24 protein-coding genes are annotated in these 17,938 nt (G+C 53.8%); 15 read left to right on the forward strand and 9 right to left on the reverse strand.

The features are described from left to right. Positions 1-4 precede the first annotated feature (4 nt). The gene (locus ABDX87_RS28320) at positions 5-244 is read left to right on the forward strand and encodes a hypothetical protein (protein WP_346830876.1); all 240 of its coding nucleotides are present in this window, start codon (positions 5-7) and stop codon (positions 242-244) included. Positions 245-589: 345 nt separating this feature from the next. On the opposite strand, the gene ABDX87_RS28325 is transcribed toward ABDX87_RS28320, so the two are convergent. Next, positions 590-1,723 (reverse strand): sensor histidine kinase, encoded by a 1,134-nt coding sequence (locus tag ABDX87_RS28325; RefSeq protein WP_346830877.1) that lies wholly within the window; start codon positions 1,721-1,723, stop codon positions 590-592. A gap of 695 nt (positions 1,724-2,418) precedes the next feature. Here ABDX87_RS28325 and ABDX87_RS28330 point away from each other — a divergent pair. Next, entirely contained in the window at positions 2,419-2,670 is a 252-nt protein-coding gene (locus ABDX87_RS28330; protein ID WP_346830878.1) for a hypothetical protein, read from the forward strand. Positions 2,671-2,730: 60 nt separating this feature from the next. Here ABDX87_RS28330 and ABDX87_RS28335 read toward each other — a convergent pair whose 3' ends face one another. Then, the gene (locus ABDX87_RS28335; RefSeq protein WP_346830879.1) at positions 2,731-2,997 is read right to left on the reverse strand and encodes a hypothetical protein; all 267 of its coding nucleotides are present in this window, start codon (positions 2,995-2,997) and stop codon (positions 2,731-2,733) included. Between the two features lie 185 nt (positions 2,998-3,182). Between ABDX87_RS28335 and ABDX87_RS28340 the strand changes: the two genes are divergently transcribed. Beyond that, on the forward strand, positions 3,183-3,593 hold the full coding sequence (locus ABDX87_RS28340; RefSeq protein WP_143024551.1) for a response regulator: 411 nt from the start codon (positions 3,183-3,185) through the stop codon (positions 3,591-3,593). A 35-nt stretch (positions 3,594-3,628) separates the two neighbouring features. On the opposite strand, the gene ABDX87_RS28345 is transcribed toward ABDX87_RS28340, so the two are convergent. Both ABDX87_RS28345 and ABDX87_RS28350 read right to left on the reverse strand, forming a co-directional pair. After that, a complete protein-coding gene (locus ABDX87_RS28345; protein WP_431061293.1) occupies positions 3,629-3,832 on the reverse strand; it encodes a hypothetical protein in 204 nt (67 codons plus the stop codon). A gap of 78 nt (positions 3,833-3,910) precedes the next feature. Continuing rightward, complete coding sequence (locus tag ABDX87_RS28350; protein WP_074759372.1) at positions 3,911-4,162, reverse strand: hypothetical protein; 252 nt, start codon at positions 4,160-4,162, stop codon at positions 3,911-3,913. Positions 4,163-4,535: 373 nt separating this feature from the next. Between ABDX87_RS28350 and ABDX87_RS28355 the strand changes: the two genes are divergently transcribed. The 4 genes from ABDX87_RS28355 (at position 4,536) to ABDX87_RS28370 (ending at position 6,801) form a co-directional block, all read left to right on the forward strand. Continuing rightward, positions 4,536-4,844 (forward strand): RcnB family protein, encoded by a 309-nt coding sequence (locus tag ABDX87_RS28355; RefSeq protein WP_167362137.1) that lies wholly within the window; start codon positions 4,536-4,538, stop codon positions 4,842-4,844. Positions 4,845-4,962: 118 nt separating this feature from the next. Beyond that, positions 4,963-5,820, forward strand: coding sequence for an SDR family oxidoreductase (locus ABDX87_RS28360; RefSeq protein ID WP_346830881.1), 858 nt, complete (start codon positions 4,963-4,965; stop codon positions 5,818-5,820). A gap of 17 nt (positions 5,821-5,837) precedes the next feature. Further along, on the forward strand, positions 5,838-6,350 hold the full coding sequence (locus ABDX87_RS28365; protein WP_074758815.1) for a hypothetical protein: 513 nt from the start codon (positions 5,838-5,840) through the stop codon (positions 6,348-6,350). Positions 6,351-6,360: 10 nt separating this feature from the next. Continuing rightward, positions 6,361-6,801, forward strand: coding sequence for a DUF421 domain-containing protein (locus ABDX87_RS28370; protein WP_346830882.1), 441 nt, complete (start codon positions 6,361-6,363; stop codon positions 6,799-6,801). A gap of 134 nt (positions 6,802-6,935) precedes the next feature. Here ABDX87_RS28370 and ABDX87_RS28375 read toward each other — a convergent pair whose 3' ends face one another. Together ABDX87_RS28375 and ABDX87_RS28380 are read right to left on the reverse strand one after the other, a co-directional pair. Next, positions 6,936-7,157, reverse strand: a complete 222-nt coding sequence (locus ABDX87_RS28375; protein WP_074758819.1) for a PLDc N-terminal domain-containing protein — start codon at positions 7,155-7,157, stop codon at positions 6,936-6,938. A 19-nt stretch (positions 7,158-7,176) separates the two neighbouring features. After that, a complete protein-coding gene (locus ABDX87_RS28380) occupies positions 7,177-8,400 on the reverse strand; it encodes a zinc-dependent alcohol dehydrogenase (RefSeq protein ID WP_346830883.1) in 1,224 nt (407 codons plus the stop codon). A gap of 201 nt (positions 8,401-8,601) precedes the next feature. Here ABDX87_RS28380 and ABDX87_RS28385 point away from each other — a divergent pair, with 201 nt between their 5' ends. Next, a complete protein-coding gene (locus tag ABDX87_RS28385) occupies positions 8,602-9,096 on the forward strand; it encodes a CinA family protein (protein ID WP_346833646.1) in 495 nt (164 codons plus the stop codon). 275 nt (positions 9,097-9,371) lie between these two features. Here ABDX87_RS28385 and ABDX87_RS28390 read toward each other — a convergent pair whose 3' ends face one another. After that, entirely contained in the window at positions 9,372-9,596 is a 225-nt protein-coding gene (locus ABDX87_RS28390; RefSeq protein WP_074758933.1) for a DUF2188 domain-containing protein, read from the reverse strand. 125 nt (positions 9,597-9,721) lie between these two features. After that, positions 9,722-10,237, reverse strand: coding sequence for a DUF4142 domain-containing protein (locus ABDX87_RS28395; protein ID WP_346833647.1), 516 nt, complete (start codon positions 10,235-10,237; stop codon positions 9,722-9,724). Positions 10,238-10,486: 249 nt separating this feature from the next. Here ABDX87_RS28395 and ABDX87_RS28400 point away from each other — a divergent pair, with 249 nt between their 5' ends. The 4 genes from ABDX87_RS28400 to ABDX87_RS28415 all read left to right on the forward strand — a co-directional run bounded on the left by ABDX87_RS28400 (position 10,487) and on the right by ABDX87_RS28415 (position 13,000). Beyond that, complete coding sequence (locus ABDX87_RS28400) at positions 10,487-10,987, forward strand: ferritin-like domain-containing protein (RefSeq protein ID WP_074758827.1); 501 nt, start codon at positions 10,487-10,489, stop codon at positions 10,985-10,987. A gap of 192 nt (positions 10,988-11,179) precedes the next feature. Further along, on the forward strand, positions 11,180-12,064 hold the full coding sequence (locus ABDX87_RS28405) for a manganese catalase family protein (protein ID WP_074758829.1): 885 nt from the start codon (positions 11,180-11,182) through the stop codon (positions 12,062-12,064). Positions 12,065-12,133: 69 nt separating this feature from the next. Continuing rightward, on the forward strand, positions 12,134-12,334 hold the full coding sequence (locus tag ABDX87_RS28410) for a hypothetical protein (RefSeq protein ID WP_074758831.1): 201 nt from the start codon (positions 12,134-12,136) through the stop codon (positions 12,332-12,334). A 441-nt stretch (positions 12,335-12,775) separates the two neighbouring features. Beyond that, positions 12,776-13,000, forward strand: a complete 225-nt coding sequence (locus ABDX87_RS28415) for a DUF6555 family protein (RefSeq protein ID WP_074758833.1) — start codon at positions 12,776-12,778, stop codon at positions 12,998-13,000. 255 nt (positions 13,001-13,255) lie between these two features. On the opposite strand, the gene ABDX87_RS28420 is transcribed toward ABDX87_RS28415, so the two are convergent. After that, the gene (locus ABDX87_RS28420) at positions 13,256-13,498 is read right to left on the reverse strand and encodes a hypothetical protein (RefSeq protein WP_074758835.1); all 243 of its coding nucleotides are present in this window, start codon (positions 13,496-13,498) and stop codon (positions 13,256-13,258) included. A 175-nt stretch (positions 13,499-13,673) separates the two neighbouring features. Here ABDX87_RS28420 and ABDX87_RS28425 point away from each other — a divergent pair, with 175 nt between their 5' ends. The 3 genes from ABDX87_RS28425 to ABDX87_RS28435 all read left to right on the forward strand — a co-directional run bounded on the left by ABDX87_RS28425 (position 13,674) and on the right by ABDX87_RS28435 (position 17,450). Next, complete coding sequence (locus ABDX87_RS28425; protein WP_074758837.1) at positions 13,674-13,925, forward strand: DUF1652 domain-containing protein; 252 nt, start codon at positions 13,674-13,676, stop codon at positions 13,923-13,925. Between the two features lie 987 nt (positions 13,926-14,912). Continuing rightward, positions 14,913-16,967, forward strand: a complete 2,055-nt coding sequence (locus ABDX87_RS28430) for a hybrid sensor histidine kinase/response regulator (protein ID WP_346830884.1) — start codon at positions 14,913-14,915, stop codon at positions 16,965-16,967. A gap of 111 nt (positions 16,968-17,078) precedes the next feature. Further along, positions 17,079-17,450, forward strand: a complete 372-nt coding sequence (locus ABDX87_RS28435; RefSeq protein WP_346830885.1) for a histone-like nucleoid-structuring protein, MvaT/MvaU family — start codon at positions 17,079-17,081, stop codon at positions 17,448-17,450. Positions 17,451-17,938: the final 488 nt, after the last annotated feature.

A 17,938-nucleotide genomic window follows, 5' to 3' on the forward strand; every position in this document is an offset into this window, starting at 1 on the left:
CGACATGAACAATCCAAACCAAAATCTACGCAGAGATTTGCAGGGTCTTGCTGCCGACCTCAAGTGGTCGGCCGTTGAGCTTGTGCGTATTGCAGAGCGATTGAGTCAAGCCGGCAATGACCCCGACGCTCAAGCTCTGCATCGTATGATTGCCATATTCCAGCGTGAAGAGGGTCGTCTTCAATGCTTGGTGACAGACGTTGCTGAGGGGCGCATCGTTCATGTCGATGCAGTGCCGGGCTGACCCTGATCCTGTCCGAATAATTCCATGCTGTCGTAGCTATCTATCATCCCTGCGGCAGGACGCTTATGGGAAAGTCGAAATTTCACATGCGGTGATGCGGTTTTATCTCCGCACCTGGCTGATCCTGCTGAGGGCGTGGAATTGGCATCCTTCCAGTGCACTGCGCGCGAAGCGAGGGGCGAGGGGCGAAGCGCGGAGACGCAATTCCGTAGGTATTACTTCCGACCGCTAGGGCCAGCGGTCGACCAATATCACCACTCCATCAAATTGCCTTCTGGAAATACCAGCACAGGTGGGGGAACGATCCCCGGCTAGGTTGGGAGAATTATGCGCTTGCGCGGTGACCTAATGGCTGAGATGTGTAGCAGCGTTGAATTTGGTGGTGCAGATAACGCCAGGCTGGTTGTTCACAAATACGAAGTCGGCATTCAATTGGCGGCAGAGAGAGGCAATGATCCTCATGCCTAGGGATTTACTTTTGCGAGGATCAAACCCGCTGGAAAATCCTTTGCCCTTGTCAGCCACGGTCAAAACCATCAACTCTTTTTCTGGTTTCATAGTGATGGATACTGACCCGAAGGACGGGGAGGCGTAGGCATACTTAAGAGCGTTGGTGGCCAGTTCATTTACCAGTAACGCTAGTGGAATAGCAGTGTCGAGCGATAAGCGTGCCGGGGTTATGTCGAGTTCAAATGTGATCTCATGAGATGCCGTCGCTCGAATACCCGCAACCACCTGGGACAGATACGTTGCCACGTTTACGCTACCGACCTCATCAGTTTGATAGAGCCGTTCATGTACAGCGGCGATGCTCATGATCCGGCGAGAAGTGTCCATTAGCGCGGTTTGCGCCTCTTTGTCATGCACCTGCCGAAGCTGGAGCTGGATCAGGCCTACGATGAGCTGAAGATTGTTCTTCGTCCTGTGATTGACTTCTTTAAGCAGCATTTCTTTTTGCTCAAGCAGAAGGGTTTTCTGACGGAGCGACCGTCTCAACTCCAACTGCGCCATTACCTGGTTTGCCAATGTCTTTAACGCTGACTGCTGCCGTGAGGTAAGCAGCCGAGGGGATCTATCCAGCACACAAAGCGTTCCGATTCCATGTCCATCTGGTGTTTCCAGCAAGCAGCCCGCATAAAAGCGAAGTCCTTCGTCCGCTGTCACCAGAGGGTTTGTACACATCCGAGGATCATCCCGCAGATCGGAGATCATCGTGATACCTGGCTGCAGGAGCACATGCCTGCAGATCGAAACATCCAGCGGAGTCTCCCTGATCCCTAGGCCTACCTCAGCTTTGAACCATTGTCGATGGTCTTCGATCAGATTCACGACTGAAATCGGGGCTTCGCAAATTTCGGCCGCCAGTTCCACGAGCTCGTCAAACTCTGATTCACGTGGAGTATCGAGTATTTCGTAACTGCGCAGGGCGGCAAGTCGCTCCACAGATTCAGCAGGATCATCTTGATTTGGCATGAGCATTCGCTGGTTCCCAGGATTGACGGCCAGCAAGCGTCGTTACGGTCTTGGAGGCTCCCCAAATTGGAGGGGGCTATTCAGTGCAGGCTGATAGCTAACGTGGTTGATGTGACTCTCTGACCTTCAAAATCGACCAGAGTTTGGTGGGCATCAAAGCTCGACAGCGGCTGGGGCTGCGTCGGATGGGGGGACGTTGCCTGGATTAGGGCGATAGTGGGGAATAGCTGCTGCGGTCAACGAACCTAAAGTGCCAACCGGTCTGGGCACAGGGTGCTTATTGGCTGCACAACTCTTAGCGCGTGTGAAGTCCTCCTCCACCGCAGACAAAGGTTGGCGTCTGCCGCAGCCGACGCAGACGATTTGTCTATCTAGCAAACTAGCAAAATCCATTCAGCCATCCAGGCACTCAGAATCTCTTTTTTAGCACCCATACTTCATTCCTAGTTGGATCCTACTTGCATTGACTGTAGATCACCCAACCATAGGTCGAACGGCCTGCCGACGCGTGGCATTTGCAAAAAAGACGCCGAGATAAGAGCGCCGCGATTCCGATACTCGTCGTCCCGCTAGGAAACCTGACTAAGGGTGTGGAACCATCGTGCCACTATTTCCTCAAAAGGGGTTGGAGGCATTGTGCACCTCTTAACCAGGCCATGGACGATTCTGGCATTCACGAACAGGCATCCCAGAGGACATCTATGCAAAACAATCCGATCACTACGACGCTCCTTCATACGATCCTAAAAAACCAACATGCCATTACGGATGCGTTGGTGAAAATCGCTGATTGGGTCGAGGTGGCGGAGAACAACGATGCCAAGGCTGTTGCCCATTCTGTTCGGCGGTCGCTGAAGGGCGTCGATGATAGTCGACTAATCCTTGGGCAATGCATCAGCGAGATCATGAGGGCTTCAAGCATCGAGCGAGAAGAACTGCCGTTCACGAGGTAGATCTTGTGAGTGCGATTGGGTGAGTCTGATGTCCTAAGGGTTATGAAGCGGGTGGTTTTGTTATGGAAATTGCCGGGGCCCATCCTCTTTGCCCGCCAGATCCCTCAGCATGATTTCCAAGGTAGCTTCAAAAAGGAGGTACAGCCGTTTGGCCTGCTCATCGGTGATAACTCCGCTCAACTTCAATCCTTTGACCGTATCCTCTACCGCGATGGACGTGTGGAGTGCTTGAGTGGGAGAGATACAGCTCCGCAAATTTTTCAAAGCTTTCTCTGCCGCATCCAGTGCAGCTGAGGGCAGAAAAGGTTCTTCATTAAGCGTGACCATTAGATTAAGCCTTTGCTGCCAGGATTGCGTACGTCGATGCAACCATCGAAGTGACAGGCGCAGTCAGTCTGTATGAAGCTGTGAGTTGTGGGCGTTAGGTAAATTCAATGATTCAGATGGACTACTGACGGCCTTCGGCTAGGAGTGAAACAATTCCTGCCACTAACTGGGGCGCAGGTAAGCAAGTGCTAACGAATTGGGAAGGGATTTTGCCAATTGAGGGCTCGATCGTCGTCGTCGAGGACGACGATATCCTCCGCACGGTAATGACCGAGATCCTCACGGACATAGGTGCGCATTATGTGGCTTTCGTGACTGCTGATGACGCACTAATCCACATGCTAAAGAATGCTGATGGCACCGCATTGGTGATTGCAGATCACGGCGTACCAGGGCAGATCAGGGGCGCTGAGTTTCTGAGCATGGTGGCTCAGCGTTGGCCTGGGCTACCCTCCATCCTAACAAGTGGATATGAGCTGGATGCGTCGCTGGTGCCAGAGAAAACCGTCTACCTTCAGAAACCTTGGTCGATTGATGTTCTGGTGATAGCAATCGCAGAGCTGCTACAGCCCGGTATTCCTGTCCGCCGGATTTGACCGACGCGCTCCACCGCGCTTCGAGACCTCTGAAGTTACTGGCCTTTGAAGTTCTTCCTGAAACCTCGCAAGTTCAATCCGAACAGGCATATTTGAAGAGCGATCAGGGCGTAAGCGTGAGCTGGCCATCCCCAGACGATCCAGAGAGCATTGCTCAGGATGAAACACCAAAAACCTATCATTCGCCGACGGGCCGGCTGTGAGCCGATCAGCCATGCGGCTAAAACCGTAACGAGCATCGCGGGCCATTGCACCCAGTCAACGGTATTCAATACGCCGCCCCGCTTTTAGACAAAAAAGTAACTAGCAGATCTATCTCAAGGTGCATGAGCTGCACTCCGTTCTGTTGCGGCTTTGTTCCTGAGAAATCCCCTCAGGTTCATTCCACATAACATCATGTCCAGCAAGGCTAGCGCATAAGCCTCGACGTAAAGTCCCCAGATAACCCAAAGCACGTTGCCAACGATAAAGCCTAGGAAGGCGATCTTCCTGCGCTCGGCACGCTGAGATCCAACAAGCCATGACGCCAAGACAATCACCACCATGGCTGGCCACTGGACAATATCCATGATGGGGGCGGGCGCTCCGTTCTTGTGGTTTTGAACTAACTGATGAGAGCCTCCATTGGCCTGTGTAGTAAGGCCTCTGGTGAGCACAACGAGCTAAGGGGCAGTCAGGGCACCAGATCTCTTGAGGTTACTCGCAACCATGCCGAGAACTCATCTTCTGGGAGGGGGCCTGAAAGAAAACGTTCAGTCTTCTTTGTGTTCGGCAGCAGTGAGTCAGCCACTCCCACTATGCGGAGATGTTGAGTTCCAGCTTCAAGGATGATTTGACCGGAAAAAAGATGGAAACATCTGCCGCTAACTCGGTCGATAGAGCGGAATGGGCGAGCTATCGCCCGATTACAGCCGCCCTATCGGACGGGCCAAACGGAGACTCATGATGATTCGTAACAAAACTCTATGTCATCTGACCTTTGCTGCCTTGTGCGGCTTGAGCAGTTTCAGCTACGCCGCTGAGGAACCGAGCGTGACGATGGACAGGCCTGGTGCGGGCGTCAGGCAGATCAAGGAAGGAGACAATGTGCCTGATGAATTTCAACGTCCGAGCTTGGCGGTAAAGGATTGGCAGAAACACCACCTGAGCGCACCTGGCAAAGATGAGCAGTGGGTCAAGATTCAGGACAAATATGCACTGGTCAGCATCCCCACCGGCACGATTAAGCAAATGGTTGATCAGTCCAAATAGCACCGCACTTATCAGGCTGCGCTCCGAGCGCAGTGAGATTAAATAGAACGAACTCGCATGCAGTGGGCAGAGTCCATTTTTGAGAATGACACTTTGCCCAGCATCCAGGAGAACAGAGATGAGTGATTATCCAATCCCGCCGTTTAAGCCCCAGCAGCAGTCCGTTCCAGGCGATCAGAGCAAGATGGAACCGTACCCCGATTGCGGCGAGTCAAGCTATAAGGGCTCAGGTCGCCTGATTAACAAGATTGCCCTGATCACCGGGGGTGACAGCGGAATAGGTAGGGCTGTTGCCATCGCTTTCGCGCGCGAGGGTGCGGATGTCGCTATTTCTTACCTCGATGAGCATCAGGACGCCAAGGAAACCGCAAGGTGGGTCGAGGAGGCAGGCAGGCAATGCATCCTGTTGCCGGGCGACCTTGCAGACAAAGCGCATTGCTCAGCAATTGTTGATGCAACGGTCGAGAAATTTGGCCGTATCGACGTCCTAGTCAACAACGCCGCCTTTCAGATGACCCACGAAACGCTGGAAGAGATTCCTGACGAAGAATGGGTGAAGACTTTCGATATCAACATCACCGCCATGTTCCGCATCTGCAAGGCTGCGCTGCCATCGATGCGGGCAGGCAGTTCCATCATCAATACGAGCTCGGTGAATTCCGACTCCCCAAAGCCTACCTTGTTGCCTTATGCGACGACCAAGGGAGCTATTGCTAACTTCACCGCCGGGCTTGCCCAAATGCTGGGGCCTAGAGGAATTCGAGTGAACAGCGTCGCTCCAGGCCCGATCTGGACGCCATTGATCGTTTCGACGATGCCTGAAGAGGATGTGAAGACCTTCGGTGAGGAGACACCATTGGGCAGGCCTGGTCAGCCGGTCGAAGTGGCTCCTATCTACGTACTTCTCGCTTCTGATGAAGGGAGCTACATCTCTGGTTCGCGCTACGCTGTAACTGGCGGCAAGCCAATCCTCTGAGCGGATATCCCCCCTTCATGAATGCTCATGACCAGGAAATGCAGAACAGGCGTCATCCAGTCGATGAGGATATTGCACTCCAGCGCCAAATCTGGCGCTTCCAGCGGGTGGGTTGGTACGCGCTGGTCGCGGTTGTTCTGCTGACGCTGTTTGGCCTTTTCTCACATGGGTTACTTAGCTCGACGACAGCAACGTCTGCGCAAAAGGATCTAACGGTGGACTACGAACGGTTCCACCGCAGCGGGGGCGTTAATGCGATGGTTATCCATAGTCGCGGAGAACCCGGTAAGCCTCACACTGTTGTCCTCGGTAACGCCATGATGCAGGGATTCAGCATCGACTCCATTCAGCCTCAGCCCGTCAGCTCAGCGGGTACTCGACAGGGGCTGAGATTGACCCTGATTGGCGATGGGAACGGTGAGAGTGTGCTCTATCTGGCATGGCGAAGTGACGGCTTGGGCCTTTACGAAAGCGACATCTCAGTCGAAGGCGGTGGCCACGTTTCCTTCAACCAATTCATTTACCCGTAGGTAGAAAAACATGGACGCGGTCTTGCGGGCAGGTGCCATCTATATAGCTCTAATGGTGCTGTTTCGAATTTCGGGTCGTCGCTCGTTAGGCGAGATGACTTCATTCGATTTTGTGCTGCTATTGATCATCGGTGAGGCAACCCAACAAGCACTGTTGGGCGACGATTTCTCGATCACCAATGCCATCCTGGTCATCGTTACGCTTCTGTCCATAGACATCGGTTTTTCCCTCTTGAAAAGACGCTCGAAGCGCATAGGGAAGTTGATCGATGGAGGGCCCACCATTGTGGTGGAGAACGGCATTTTCTTGCGCCATCGCATGCATGAGTCCAGGGTTCAAGAAGACGACATCATGCAAGCGGCGCGGCTAGGGCAGGGAGTTGAGAACGTTGACCAAGTCAAATTCGCCATCATCGAGCGCAATGGCAAGATTTCGATTATCACTCGGTGAGCAGGCCGTTTTCCACAGCAGCGATAGGGCATTCCAGTAACAGGCTGCGGTGTCTCTCCTGAGTGCTTTAGGCGGTCGTCTATGGGCATGAGGCCGGCCGCCGATCTGTGATCGCCAGCGCAAGCCCCTATTTGCTAACCCTTGCTATGCTCTTCAGAGGTCGGAGGTTCTGCAACACCCCGTGGCCCCGCGATGCCCCAGATGACCAGGCCAACGACTGGAAGCACCAATAGCAGAATCGCCCATCCGACTTTTGTTCCTGAAGATTTTGTCGTGTGCCAGACACTCGCGATGGCCCATAGGTCGACCAACAGTACGATCACGGCCAGCGCGGCCCAGAAAAATGTCACCTCCATCTCACACCTCCTTTGCCAATTACACAGCAGGCACAGTCGCAAATGAGTCGATTTCCGGCAGCGCGATATCGCTGCCGCCCGGCGTCAGAATGACCTTACGGCAGTCTTCCTTTTTCTTGTCGAAAATCTTGTAGCCCTCAGCCGCCTGCTCCAGCGACATGCGGTGGGTAATGATCGCTTCAGGTTCCAGATGGCCCATCTCGATATGCTCAAGCAGTTCCGGGAGGAAGCGCTGAACGTGCGTCTGGCCCATCTTGAACGTCAGCCCTTTATCGAACGCATCGCCGAAAAGGAAGCCGTGGATGAAACCCGAATACACACCGGGAACGCTGACCACGCCACCCCGTCGCACTGCTGCGATGCATTGGCGCAGCGCTTTACCGCTGCTGCCTTCGAGCTTGAGCGTGGCCAGGACCGTTTCGGTGGTGCTGCCTTTGGCTTCAAAACCGACGGCGTCGACGACGCCATCGACACCGCGCATGCCAGGCGTCTGGCGAATGATGGTATCCGCCGGGTCGTCGTCTTCATCGAAATTGATCGGGATCACCCCGTAAGTTCGCTGGGCATACGCAAGGCGGTAGGGGTGATGGTCGACCATAAAAATACGGTCGGCGCCTAGCATTCGAGCGACCGCAGCGCTGAGAAGCCCGACCGGGCCGGCGCCATAAATGGCAATGCTTGAGCCTTGACCAATACCGGTATTCGTCACGGCCTGGAACGCAGTGGGGAGGATGTCGGAAAGGAACAACACCTTCTCATCGGCCAACGTCCCTGGCACTTTGAATGGCCCGGTATTGGCTTTTGGCACCCGTACATACTCGGCCTGACCGCCGGGAATGCCGCCGTACAGGTGGCTGAACCCGAACAACGCAGCGCCTGGGGGAATTGCCTTTTTATTGATGATCGCACCGCGTCCGGTATTGGTGGTCTCACAGGCGGCAAAAAGGTCTTGCTGGCAGAAGAAACAGTCACCGCACGCGATTACGAAGGGAATGACAACCCGATCACCGGGTTGGACAGCCGTCACCGCAGATCCGGTCTCCTCGACGATGCCCATGAACTCATGGCCGAAAATGTCGCCATGCTCGACGGTCGGTATCTTGCCTCTGTACAGATGCAGATCCGAGCCGCAAATAGCGGTAGCAGTAACGCGCAGGATGATGTCGTCGGCGTCTTGAATCGTGGGGTCTGGAACGGTGTCCACTTTCACGTCATGCGCGCCATGGTAAGTCAGTGCTCTCATATCGATCTCCGCAGTTTGAAGGGCCTGTAATTAGCGGAGCGGGTATGAGCGCTATTAGTTCATGAAGTTGATAGGCAGCGGGGATCAGCGGTAGGGCTCGCGAACTGATTTCACGAAGCCTTCAGCTCGCTTGTAAGTATCTGAGACGAAGGTATTGCTCACGTGTCCAAAATCAAGCCAAGCCTAAAAGAGGTGCGCGTGATGGTCGAGGACATTGTTTACTACCTGAGGCAGCACTCACTCCTGCTGGCAACGGCTGAATCTTGTACGGCGGGCCGGGTAATCGCTTTGCTTGCCGAGGTTCCTGGTAGCGGCTCACTGGTCGAGTGCGGATACGTGGTTTATTCGCCCGAGGCCAAACAACGGCTGCTAGGGGTTCGTGCAAAGACTATTGAGCATTTCAACCTCACCAGTCTTGAGGTGGCCAGGGAGATGGCGCTGGGCGTCCTTCAGGATAGTCCTGCAACGGTCGCCATAGCGACCACTGGACTGTGTGGGAATGAGGATGTCGATGGTATCCCTGCGGGAACTGTTTGCTTTGCTTGGGGGTTTCAGAGCGACGGTCGCACAAATGTGTTCGCGCGTAGAGAGCGTTTCTTTGGGGACAGGAAAGAGATGCAACAAATGGCGGCGCTCCATGCACTCAAGCTTTTGCCTCATTTTCACCAAAGGATGCTCGCAGGCGAAACCAGCTGAGCATAGTCTCAGTGCATCTTCACACACTCATTTTGCTGTCGTCTCGCTCTCATTTGCGTGGGGTTGCTCCTCAGATTTGCCTAATACGTAGCACGGGTGAAGCTGCCCGTTCGAATGAGTCTTCACTACGACGCTGAGGAGCTTCCCGCCGTCCTGAAGCGTCACATTTGCATCGTTCGCGGATAAGGCGCCAATCACGTCGGATGCTTCAGACCATTAAAAAAGCTCTCCCGTGACTGCGGAAAACTCATCCGCACGGGGCAGGCTTCATGCAATCAACCCTTGGTCTTCGCTGGGTCTGCACTGCGCGGATAGGTACGCTCTTCCTGGATTGTCCCGTCTTCCTTGTGGACTTTGAGCGATGCCGTTTTGTCCGAGAGAAATTCGCCTGCGAGCATCATGATCTCTGCCTTTGTAGTAGCTGTTTTTGACGCTCGCTGGGCACCCTGCTTTGTCAGCGCCCATCCGCTCTCAGATTTGGTGATGTGATAATTGTCCACCATGTTTCTCCCGCGTTGATTGCCACCTAGTTAGGGCTACCCATATTTTAGGCAGCCACTACAGGCCGACCTCAAAAAGGCCGACCCTTTGTGGTTTTGCGAATTGTCATATCAGCTTTTCGGCATCATTTTGCGGCATCGCCGCCATGAGCTTTCGACAGTGCCTGAGCTTCGGACAGATGCGCTTTCAGCCTTGGCAGCGTCTCAGTTGCAAAGGCTTTCAGATCCGCATCCTTACCGTTTGCAGCTTCTTCTTCGAACAATTTGATCGTGGCTTCATGAGCCTTGACCTGATTGTTCGCGTAGGCCTGGTCAAAAGATTTTGCGCTTCGCAGTTCCAGAATCATGGCCTTGGCCTTATCCATCAGCTGGGCGTCATCGGACACTTTCAGGTTCTTGGAGGTCGCCAGCGTTTTGAGTTTGTCGTTGGCGGCGGAGTGATCCTTGATCATCATTTCAGCGAAGCTCTTCACGTCGGCAGCTGTACCTTTCTCTTGAGCAAGCTTGCCAGCTTCGACTTCGGCTACACCCTTCGCAGACGCGTCTTCCACGAAGTCATCGTTGTCTTGAGCCGCATAGGCTCCTTGGCTTGCGATCCCGATAAGAATCGCCAGCACAGAGGTACGTACTAAGTTGGTCATATGATCATTCCTTTGCTGATAAAAGATGGGTGCCCCAGGCACCTGAATCTCGACTGGCTAATTTTTTCACGGTTCCGAGAATCTTCATCAACGGTCAGCAAGCGTGTCGGTAACCGTCAAAAAGTGCATTTCGTCGGCGTGCTTCGTGCGCGCTCGAACGTCCCTCGTTTTTGCAGGGTCGAGTGTTTACTGGCGCGCAGTCGCCCAGTACACCATTGACTAACCCCTTCATTGGATGAGGATGTAATCATGGCAAGAACCACCGTTGACGATCTGTTTATCCACGAACTGTCCGACGTTTACAGCGCGGAGAAGCAAATCACCAAGGCGCTTCCGCGACTGGCCCGTGCGGCGACTAACCCTAAACTTTCAGAGGCGTTTACATCCCACCTGGAGGAGACCCAAGGTCAGATCGAACGCATTGATCAACTCGTTGAACAGGCCGGACTGAAGCTCAAACGCATGAAGTGCGTGGCCATGGAGGGGCTGGTCGAAGAGAGCAAAGAGTTACTCGATGAAATCGAGAAAGGCGAGGTGCTGGACGCAGCGCTGATTGGTGCCTGCCAGAAAGTTGAGCACTATGAAATTGCCAGCTACGGCACGCTGATCGCGATGGCCAAACATCTCGGGATGACCGACGCGGCTAACCTTCTGGCTGAGACGCTGGCAGAGGAGAAGTCGGCTGATGAGAAACTGTCGGCTATTGCTGAGCAGGGCGGGAACCAAGCGGCGACGATGACCAAGAAGTGAGTAGGGTCTCGTGGGTTTAAGTATTTTTATGAATTTGCAATGGGGCGCATTAGCTTGGCAATACCCCGTTTTTTGCACTAAGTCATGACCGTGCCATAGGCATCTAAAGAGAAGTTCGCGTGCAGCCAGTTGCGTGTATTTATGCAGCGAGGATCTGCTCGTCTCATGAAAAGTTCTGATGGGAGAATCATCATGTTTCTTCACAACAAACGACTTCAATACACCGTGCGAGTAGCCGAACCGAACCCCGGTTTGGCGAATCTGCTTCTTGAGCAATTCGGCGGGGCCCAAGGTGAACTTGCAGCCGCTACCCGCTACTTCACCCAAGCGCTGGCTGAGGAAGATCCAGGCCGCAAAGATCTGCTGCTCGACATCGCGACGGAAGAATTGAGCCACCTTGAAATTATTGGCTCGATCATCGTGATGCTGAACAAAGGCGCTAAAGGCAAGATGGCAGAGGGCGTCCAAGAGGAGGGCGAGCTGTACAGAGATATCAATGGTGCGGGCAATGACTCACACATCACCAGCCTGCTCTACGGTGGGGGTGCGCCATTGGTCAATTCTGCGGGTGTTCCCTGGACGGCGGCCTACATCGATACCATCGGTGAGCCTACGGCTGATTTCCGCTCGAACATCGCCGCTGAAGCCCGCGCAAAGATCGTCTACGAACGACTCATGAACGTCACTACCGATCCCGGCATCAAAGACGCTCTCGGCTTTCTGATGACCCGCGAGATCGCTCATCAGTTGTCATTCGAAAAAGCACTTCATTCTATCCAGCCGAACTTTCCTCAAGGAAAGCTTCCGGGCATGCCTGAGTTCTCTCGCACCTATTTCAGCATGTCCAATGGCGAGCCGAACGTCCGGGGGCCTTGGAACAGCGATGCCGAGTTTGAGTACGTCGAGAATCCGCATCCAGCTGTAGACGGAGGTGACGGAACGGCGTCGGTGACCCTGAGCGAAGACGACTCCGTAACGCTCACCATGATGAAAGAGCGAACCAAATCCGACACAGAGAATGATCCGGTGACCGGCGCAGACCTGGGTTCTGGATTGGCCCAGGGAGTCAAGGAGTGAGCGGCGGTGTGAACGTCCGCGACTGATCCGCGCAAGCCGGCATGAATAAACACTGTGAGGGTGACAGCCATGAGTGCATCGACAAAGACCACCATTACGAGCGGCGACGCCGATGGAGCAGAACGCCAGATAAGCTATGAGGCGTATTTGCGACGCTTCGAGGTTGAAGCGGCGGCCTTCGAAAGAGGGTTCAAAACGGCGTTGTTCATCGAGCAGTTCAAAGCGGGTTTGCTGCCAAACGCGGATCGCAAAAGCCAACGCCTGCAGTAGCCGTTCATCTCATTTTGGTAAAAATTCGAAAACGAGATCACTGGTTTATGACTCAGATCTTTTGAGTCTCCATTTGTAACTCCTTCACTTGCCCGCATTTGATGCGGGCTTTTTTTTGCTCTTCGCAAGGTATGTGTCTTCGGCAAGCCTGCACGCACGCGCGAACAGCCACGTGAGAAGTCCTAGGAAGTTGCACCGATGAGGACATGAGCGACGCAGAGGGGAATAATTTGGTCGCCGCAGCTCATCCAACGCAACTTTACGTAGAAGCTAACGACCCCGACGTTGTGCCGGGGTCGTCTCTGTGTCGCGCCTCCGGCATCGCGGTAAAGCCACACGCCAGTCAGCAGCGGATTGTCGCCATTCTGCTGTTCAAAAAGGGAATTTTTTCTGTGGCGGACAATCTTTGGCTTATCAGAAGGAGCATGCCAAGGAGTAAAAATGGCTCAGGAAAAACATTACCGCGTCGACTACCTGCTGAATGGGAACTACAAGACCTTTTACATCCGCGCCTCCAAAATGGACAACGCCGAAGCCTGGCATTGGGCGACCGTCGACGCTGGTGTGGGGCAGTTGCCAAAGTACAGAACTGACCCGGTTACGAAGCTCAGCAAGCCGCAGGCTGAGAAGCATGGCATCACTGATGTGGAATGGCGCTCGGCTTGAGTATCCCTGACGGTCGACCCTCTGCATATTTGGGCAGTTCTGTCTTAAGTCCCCGCCGGTGGTAAGAGGCGACTCTGGGGAATTGGGCCTCAGCAACATGGGCAGCGTGTGTTTCGATGCTGGACGACCGTCAAGGGTGCTGTGACCCGAATGTCCACTCGTGGATCCCAAGGGGTTCACTGAATGGAATTTTTTGCGTCCATCTGTACAAAAGATGTGACTCGCAAATCATTGCTGCAGGCTTACGTACGTTGATCAGAGTTCGCTGACTTCTCCAGTGGCTACGGCCACAGAGGCGAGCCCGTTTCCCATATCAGTGATCGAGTTTTGAAAATTGGCGAAACACTGGGAAAGCGATTGCCGTGAGTCGACAGTTTGGTCGCCCGTCAGGTGCTTTACATGGGCCAACTCGAATTGCTCAAGCTCATTGACCGCATCGCGCAGTGATCGTAGCAAGGACGCGATCTGGGTAATGTGTACTGCGTTGGCTGAAGTCATGCGCGCTCCTGGAGATGCGAAGACCGGAAACATTTGGACACCATGAGTTCTTTCGCGTGCGTAGCAAATTGGCTAAACAGACAGCGTATGGTCGCCAGGCATTTGCCCACTTAAATATCTCGAATCTTCCGGTAACACGAGAGTCCACCATGAACAACAACAAGGAGTTTTCGTCATGGCAATATCACCCCTAGAGCTGCGCCACATCGTTGAGTGTGGATTTCTGCCCATGCAATGCCGATGCTCGATTGACGAGAGAGGATTTTTATCGATTGATCTGGTCGACCCAGCCTCTGGCAGGAATCTCGTAGCAGGCGGCATATCGGTTGCTGAACTCAGCACGAGTCGCGCCATTGCGAATTTCATTGCCGAATTGAAGACTAAGGTCGCCTCCAGCTCCGATGCGAATATCAGAAATACTGCGTAATCGCGCGGTGTACCCAGGTGCTGTGGATAGCTGAGAGAACTTTTGGTTTGGGTACGCTGAGAGTAGGATCAGGCATCGGCATGGGAGGGAAGGCGATGCAGTCAGGATCAGTCAAAGTGGTGCTCACATTGGGGGCTCTGATTTCCTGCATCGGTGCTATTTACGCTTTCCGAGTTGTTGCGGATGAGGTCAGCTATCTCTACATCATCTTGAAATTGCCGGTTGAAGCCCACTCTGATGTCGTTTCAACATCTTGGCTGCTCCCCGCCTCAACGCAAGATACGCCCTCCATGGTCTCCCAGGATGCGATCCGAGAAGTCCTCGGGACGAGTTCTATTATGGCGATCAATGGTGTTTCAGAAGGGGGGCGGTAGTTTTTCTTCACACCCTTTTCACAATAGGTGAGCTAGCTTTTTGATGATGCTCCTGCAAGAAAACTTAAGCCCGCTCCCCCATCGCGGGTTTTTCTTTGCCTCCAATTTGATCGTTTGAGATGACGAGTGATGTCTGGCTCAGCATGTTTGGCAGCATGTCTACAACTCTGAGCGTCCGGCGTTGGCTGTATGCCCGGCGACTCCGCTACCCGGTTGCTTGATCAGGCACAGTCTGCAAGATGTTCAGAAAAGGAGCAGACGTTTTCCTTTGGACGCCGACTTGCCAACGCAGACGCTGCTGGGTGTTGGTGCTAAAGGCGATTTGGTTATAGATAACTCGCTCAGCTCACAAGCGCCTAGGATGGCTCGAATCACGCTTTCTTGAGCAAGTCGATTATTTTCTGATGACCCTTGGCAGGTATGTCATGGTCAGCAGTTTTCTAAGGTCTTAGCGATCTGCGCGACAATCTCAGAGTTGGCGGGCCTAGCTCTGTTGCCCTCACCACTTTGCGATTCATAGCTGGCACCATCTAGGGCTAGGATCACCGGACGTAACCGCTATTCCCTAAAGTGCGGGCTCCGTCCGGCTGCCAAGATATTAACGAGGTTGTGAATGGATCAAGAAAACACTGCACCACCATCTCCAGCACAGCTTCAGTCACACGAGTTTTCAGCAGACGCTTCTGAACGTCTGCAACTCGCATTGGAGGCCGGCGCGATAATCGGCACTTGGGTGTGGGACATTCCAACTGATTCCGTGACTGCTGATGAGCGGTTTTCCCGCTCATTTGGCCTGTCGGCTGAACGGTGCAAAATTGGAATTCCTATCGCAGAGGCATTTTCGTCTATTCATCCCGACGACGTTGATCGCGTTGCTAGAGAAATACAGGAAACGATGGAGCGCGGGGGTGCATATCGATGCGAATACCGCGTTCGCCAAGACGACGGGAATTACCGGTGGGTCGAGGCTAGTGGACGCGCCGAGCTTAATGCAGACGGAGAGGCCATTCGTTTTCCTGGGGTGCTGGTTGACATCGAACCGCGCCGAGCGGCAGAAGCGGATCGGGACAGAATGTCCACGTTGCTGCGAACATTTGCTGCTGCTGTCCCAGGTGTTGTTTATGCAAAGGATTTGGAGGGCAGGATGCTGGTGGCCAACCATGGCACGACTGCGCTAATTGGGAAACCACCGGAGTTTTACCTGGGTAAGACGGATCTGGAGTTCTTGCCAGACAAGACCCAAGCGCGCCAGATAATGGAAACGGATCAGCGCATCATGCGAAGTGGTAAGGCAGTACAGATTGAAGAGTCTGTCGATATGCCTGATGGATCGGCAACGATATGGCTCTCGGCAAAAGCCCCGCTGTTGGATGACTCTGGCGAAATCATCGGGCTGATCGGTTCGTCAATCGACGTGACTGCGCGAAAAAAGGCAGAAACTGCACTTCTGGAGCTCAATCGCGATTTGGAAGCTCGTGTGACTGAAGTCGTGGCTGAACGTGAAACCGCTCACGCCGCGCTGCGTCAATCACAGAAAATGGAAGCGATTGGGCAACTCACCGGCGGTATCGCCCATGACTTCAATAACCTCCTTGCTGGTATTACAGGCAGTCTGGATCTGATCAAAATGCGCCTGAATCAAGGCCGTACTGCCGATGTTGAGCGCTATGTCTCAGTTGCGTACGGGGCGGCGCAAAGGGCAGCAGCGTTGACTCACCGGCTGTTGGCCTTTTCCCGTCGTCAAACCTTGCTCCCTGAACATACCGATGTTCATACCTTGATCGCCGAGATGGAGGAGCTCATTCGCCGAACTGTCGGGCCGACCATTGATTTGCAAGTTGACCTGACGGCTATGTCGAGCACTTGCCTTGTCGATCCAGCTCAAGTGGAAAACTCTTTGCTCAACTTGTGCATAAACGCGCGGGATGCGTTAGGGGAGGGTGGAAAGATTTCGATCAGCACTTTCAATCAAGTACTCGAACAAGGGCCCGAACTTGATGCTGAGCTGCTTCCAGGAGCGTATCTGACTATCTGTGTTGCTGACGACGGTGCAGGGATGAGTCCAGAAACTCTTTCCAAAGCCTTCGAGCCTTTTTTCACAACCAAGCCGGTGGGCGCAGGAACGGGACTAGGGTTGTCCATGGTCTACGGTTTTGTGAAGCAATCGGGCGGACAGATGAAGATTGACTCCGAGGAAGGGGTAGGAACGCGTGTCTATTTGCAATTGCCAGTTGAGGCCGCCCAGGCTGAGGCCGCTAAGCAGACCGCGCCGAAGACGGACATAAATCTGATCTTGTCAGGGGAAACAGTGCTCGTCGTTGATGACGAACCGTCCGTTCGGATGTTTGTAAGTGAGGCTCTCGGAAGCTCTGGTTATAGAGTCATTGAAGCCGCTGACGGGCTCGCGGGACTTCAGCTCCTCCAATCAGACACCCCCATTGACTTGCTTGTCACCGACATAGGCCTTCCTGGTGGAATAGGCGGGCGTCGTATGGCCGACTCAGCGCGTAAATCTAGGCCGGGCCTGCCAGTGTTGTTCATGACCGGGTACGCCGAACCCGCCGTAGTAGGGAACCAACCCCTAGAGGCTTCCACGGCCGTATTGACCAAGCCCTTTGCGTTGCAGGCACTCAACTCAAATGTGAATGCGCTGCTTCGTAAAATTTAGTCGATTAGTTTTTTCGCTGTTGGGTGGAGTCTCAGGTCGCACTTCTAGCAACTGCTACATGTCCAAGATCTACTAATATTACTGACGTCATTAGGATAAAAGGAGCATCACATGTCCCGTCTCGCAGAATTCCGCAAACTTGAACAACAGCTTGCCGCCCAATTGGCCGAGCTGGAAACACTGAAAAACGACACCGGCCTGAAGAAGGAAATCGAGTTTGAAACCAAACTGCGCGACCTTTTGGGTGAGTACAGCTTCAGTCTCCGTGACATAGTCAACATCCTGGATCCGCAGGCAGGCAAAGTCCGTAAAGGGGCACCGGTCGTGGCGGAGAAAACGACTCGCAAGGCACGCTCTGTAAAAGTCTACAAGAGCCCGCTTACAGGTGAAGTCGTAGAGACCAAGGGCGGCAACAACAAACTGCTCAAGGCATGGAAAAATCAGTTTGGTAGCGTGGAGGTTGAGTCTTGGCTGATCAAGTGATCTGCTGACCTAACGTTGAGAGCCGCCTTAATGGCGGCTTTTTTGAGAGTACAATTTGGCGGAAAGGGCGCACGCCGAGGCTCTTGCTGGAAACGGTAGCACATGGAACATCTGACCTGGCTTCATGAGAAAATCCAAATTAACAGCGGAGCTACTAACTGACTAAGGATGCAGCATCCGTGGCCACGACCACTCATAAATACAACTTCGCAGTGGCGAATCGGATGGCGGGGAATGAGCAGGAAATCGCCGACGCGACGTGAGGCAAGCGGCGCGCGCAGGCCTAAGGCCGCAGGTGTAACTGATGGAAGCCCAGAGTGCCAAGACGCGTCGCCGCTTGGTTCACTACAGCCGGCCACCGCTAGGAAAACACCAAGACCAACATTTTTCCATTAAAGCGCTTTCAGCATCCTCTCCAATTGTTCGGTGCTCCCACATGCTGAGCAGGGCCACCGGATTAGCCCGCAAACGATCACCAAGATCAAATG

Origin of the sequence: Pseudomonas abietaniphila (assembly GCF_039697315.1) — a bacterium.
GTDB classification, from domain to species: domain Bacteria; phylum Pseudomonadota; class Gammaproteobacteria; order Pseudomonadales; family Pseudomonadaceae; genus Aquipseudomonas; species Aquipseudomonas abietaniphila_B.

What these genes read in the sequence shown, in the direction of transcription:
- ABDX87_RS28320 (WP_346830876.1), top strand. Translation starts at nt 5, where the DNA reads ATGAACAATCCAAACCAAAATCTACGCAGAGATTTGCAGGGTCTTGCT.
- ABDX87_RS28325 (WP_346830877.1), bottom strand. Translation starts at nt 1,723, where the DNA reads ATGCTCATGCCAAATCAAGATGATCCTGCTGAATCTGTGGAGCGACTT.
- ABDX87_RS28330 (WP_346830878.1), top strand. Translation starts at nt 2,419, where the DNA reads ATGCAAAACAATCCGATCACTACGACGCTCCTTCATACGATCCTAAAA.
- ABDX87_RS28335 (WP_346830879.1), bottom strand. Translation starts at nt 2,997, where the DNA reads ATGGTCACGCTTAATGAAGAACCTTTTCTGCCCTCAGCTGCACTGGAT.
- ABDX87_RS28345 (WP_431061293.1), bottom strand. Translation starts at nt 3,832, where the DNA reads ATGCTCGTTACGGTTTTAGCCGCATGGCTGATCGGCTCACAGCCGGCC.
- ABDX87_RS28350 (WP_074759372.1), bottom strand. Translation starts at nt 4,162, where the DNA reads ATGGATATTGTCCAGTGGCCAGCCATGGTGGTGATTGTCTTGGCGTCA.
- ABDX87_RS28355 (WP_167362137.1), top strand. Translation starts at nt 4,536, where the DNA reads ATGATGATTCGTAACAAAACTCTATGTCATCTGACCTTTGCTGCCTTG.
- ABDX87_RS28360 (WP_346830881.1), top strand. Translation starts at nt 4,963, where the DNA reads ATGAGTGATTATCCAATCCCGCCGTTTAAGCCCCAGCAGCAGTCCGTT.
- ABDX87_RS28365 (WP_074758815.1), top strand. Translation starts at nt 5,838, where the DNA reads ATGAATGCTCATGACCAGGAAATGCAGAACAGGCGTCATCCAGTCGAT.
- ABDX87_RS28370 (WP_346830882.1), top strand. Translation starts at nt 6,361, where the DNA reads ATGGACGCGGTCTTGCGGGCAGGTGCCATCTATATAGCTCTAATGGTG.
- ABDX87_RS28375 (WP_074758819.1), bottom strand. Translation starts at nt 7,157, where the DNA reads ATGGAGGTGACATTTTTCTGGGCCGCGCTGGCCGTGATCGTACTGTTG.
- ABDX87_RS28380 (WP_346830883.1), bottom strand. Translation starts at nt 8,400, where the DNA reads ATGAGAGCACTGACTTACCATGGCGCGCATGACGTGAAAGTGGACACC.
- ABDX87_RS28385 (WP_346833646.1), top strand. Translation starts at nt 8,602, where the DNA reads ATGGTCGAGGACATTGTTTACTACCTGAGGCAGCACTCACTCCTGCTG.
- ABDX87_RS28395 (WP_346833647.1), bottom strand. Translation starts at nt 10,237, where the DNA reads ATGACCAACTTAGTACGTACCTCTGTGCTGGCGATTCTTATCGGGATC.
- ABDX87_RS28400 (WP_074758827.1), top strand. Translation starts at nt 10,487, where the DNA reads ATGGCAAGAACCACCGTTGACGATCTGTTTATCCACGAACTGTCCGAC.
- ABDX87_RS28405 (WP_074758829.1), top strand. Translation starts at nt 11,180, where the DNA reads ATGTTTCTTCACAACAAACGACTTCAATACACCGTGCGAGTAGCCGAA.
- ABDX87_RS28410 (WP_074758831.1), top strand. Translation starts at nt 12,134, where the DNA reads ATGAGTGCATCGACAAAGACCACCATTACGAGCGGCGACGCCGATGGA.
- ABDX87_RS28415 (WP_074758833.1), top strand. Translation starts at nt 12,776, where the DNA reads ATGGCTCAGGAAAAACATTACCGCGTCGACTACCTGCTGAATGGGAAC.
- ABDX87_RS28420 (WP_074758835.1), bottom strand. Translation starts at nt 13,498, where the DNA reads ATGACTTCAGCCAACGCAGTACACATTACCCAGATCGCGTCCTTGCTA.
- ABDX87_RS28425 (WP_074758837.1), top strand. Translation starts at nt 13,674, where the DNA reads ATGGCAATATCACCCCTAGAGCTGCGCCACATCGTTGAGTGTGGATTT.
- ABDX87_RS28430 (WP_346830884.1), top strand. Translation starts at nt 14,913, where the DNA reads ATGGATCAAGAAAACACTGCACCACCATCTCCAGCACAGCTTCAGTCA.
- ABDX87_RS28435 (WP_346830885.1), top strand. Translation starts at nt 17,079, where the DNA reads ATGTCCCGTCTCGCAGAATTCCGCAAACTTGAACAACAGCTTGCCGCC.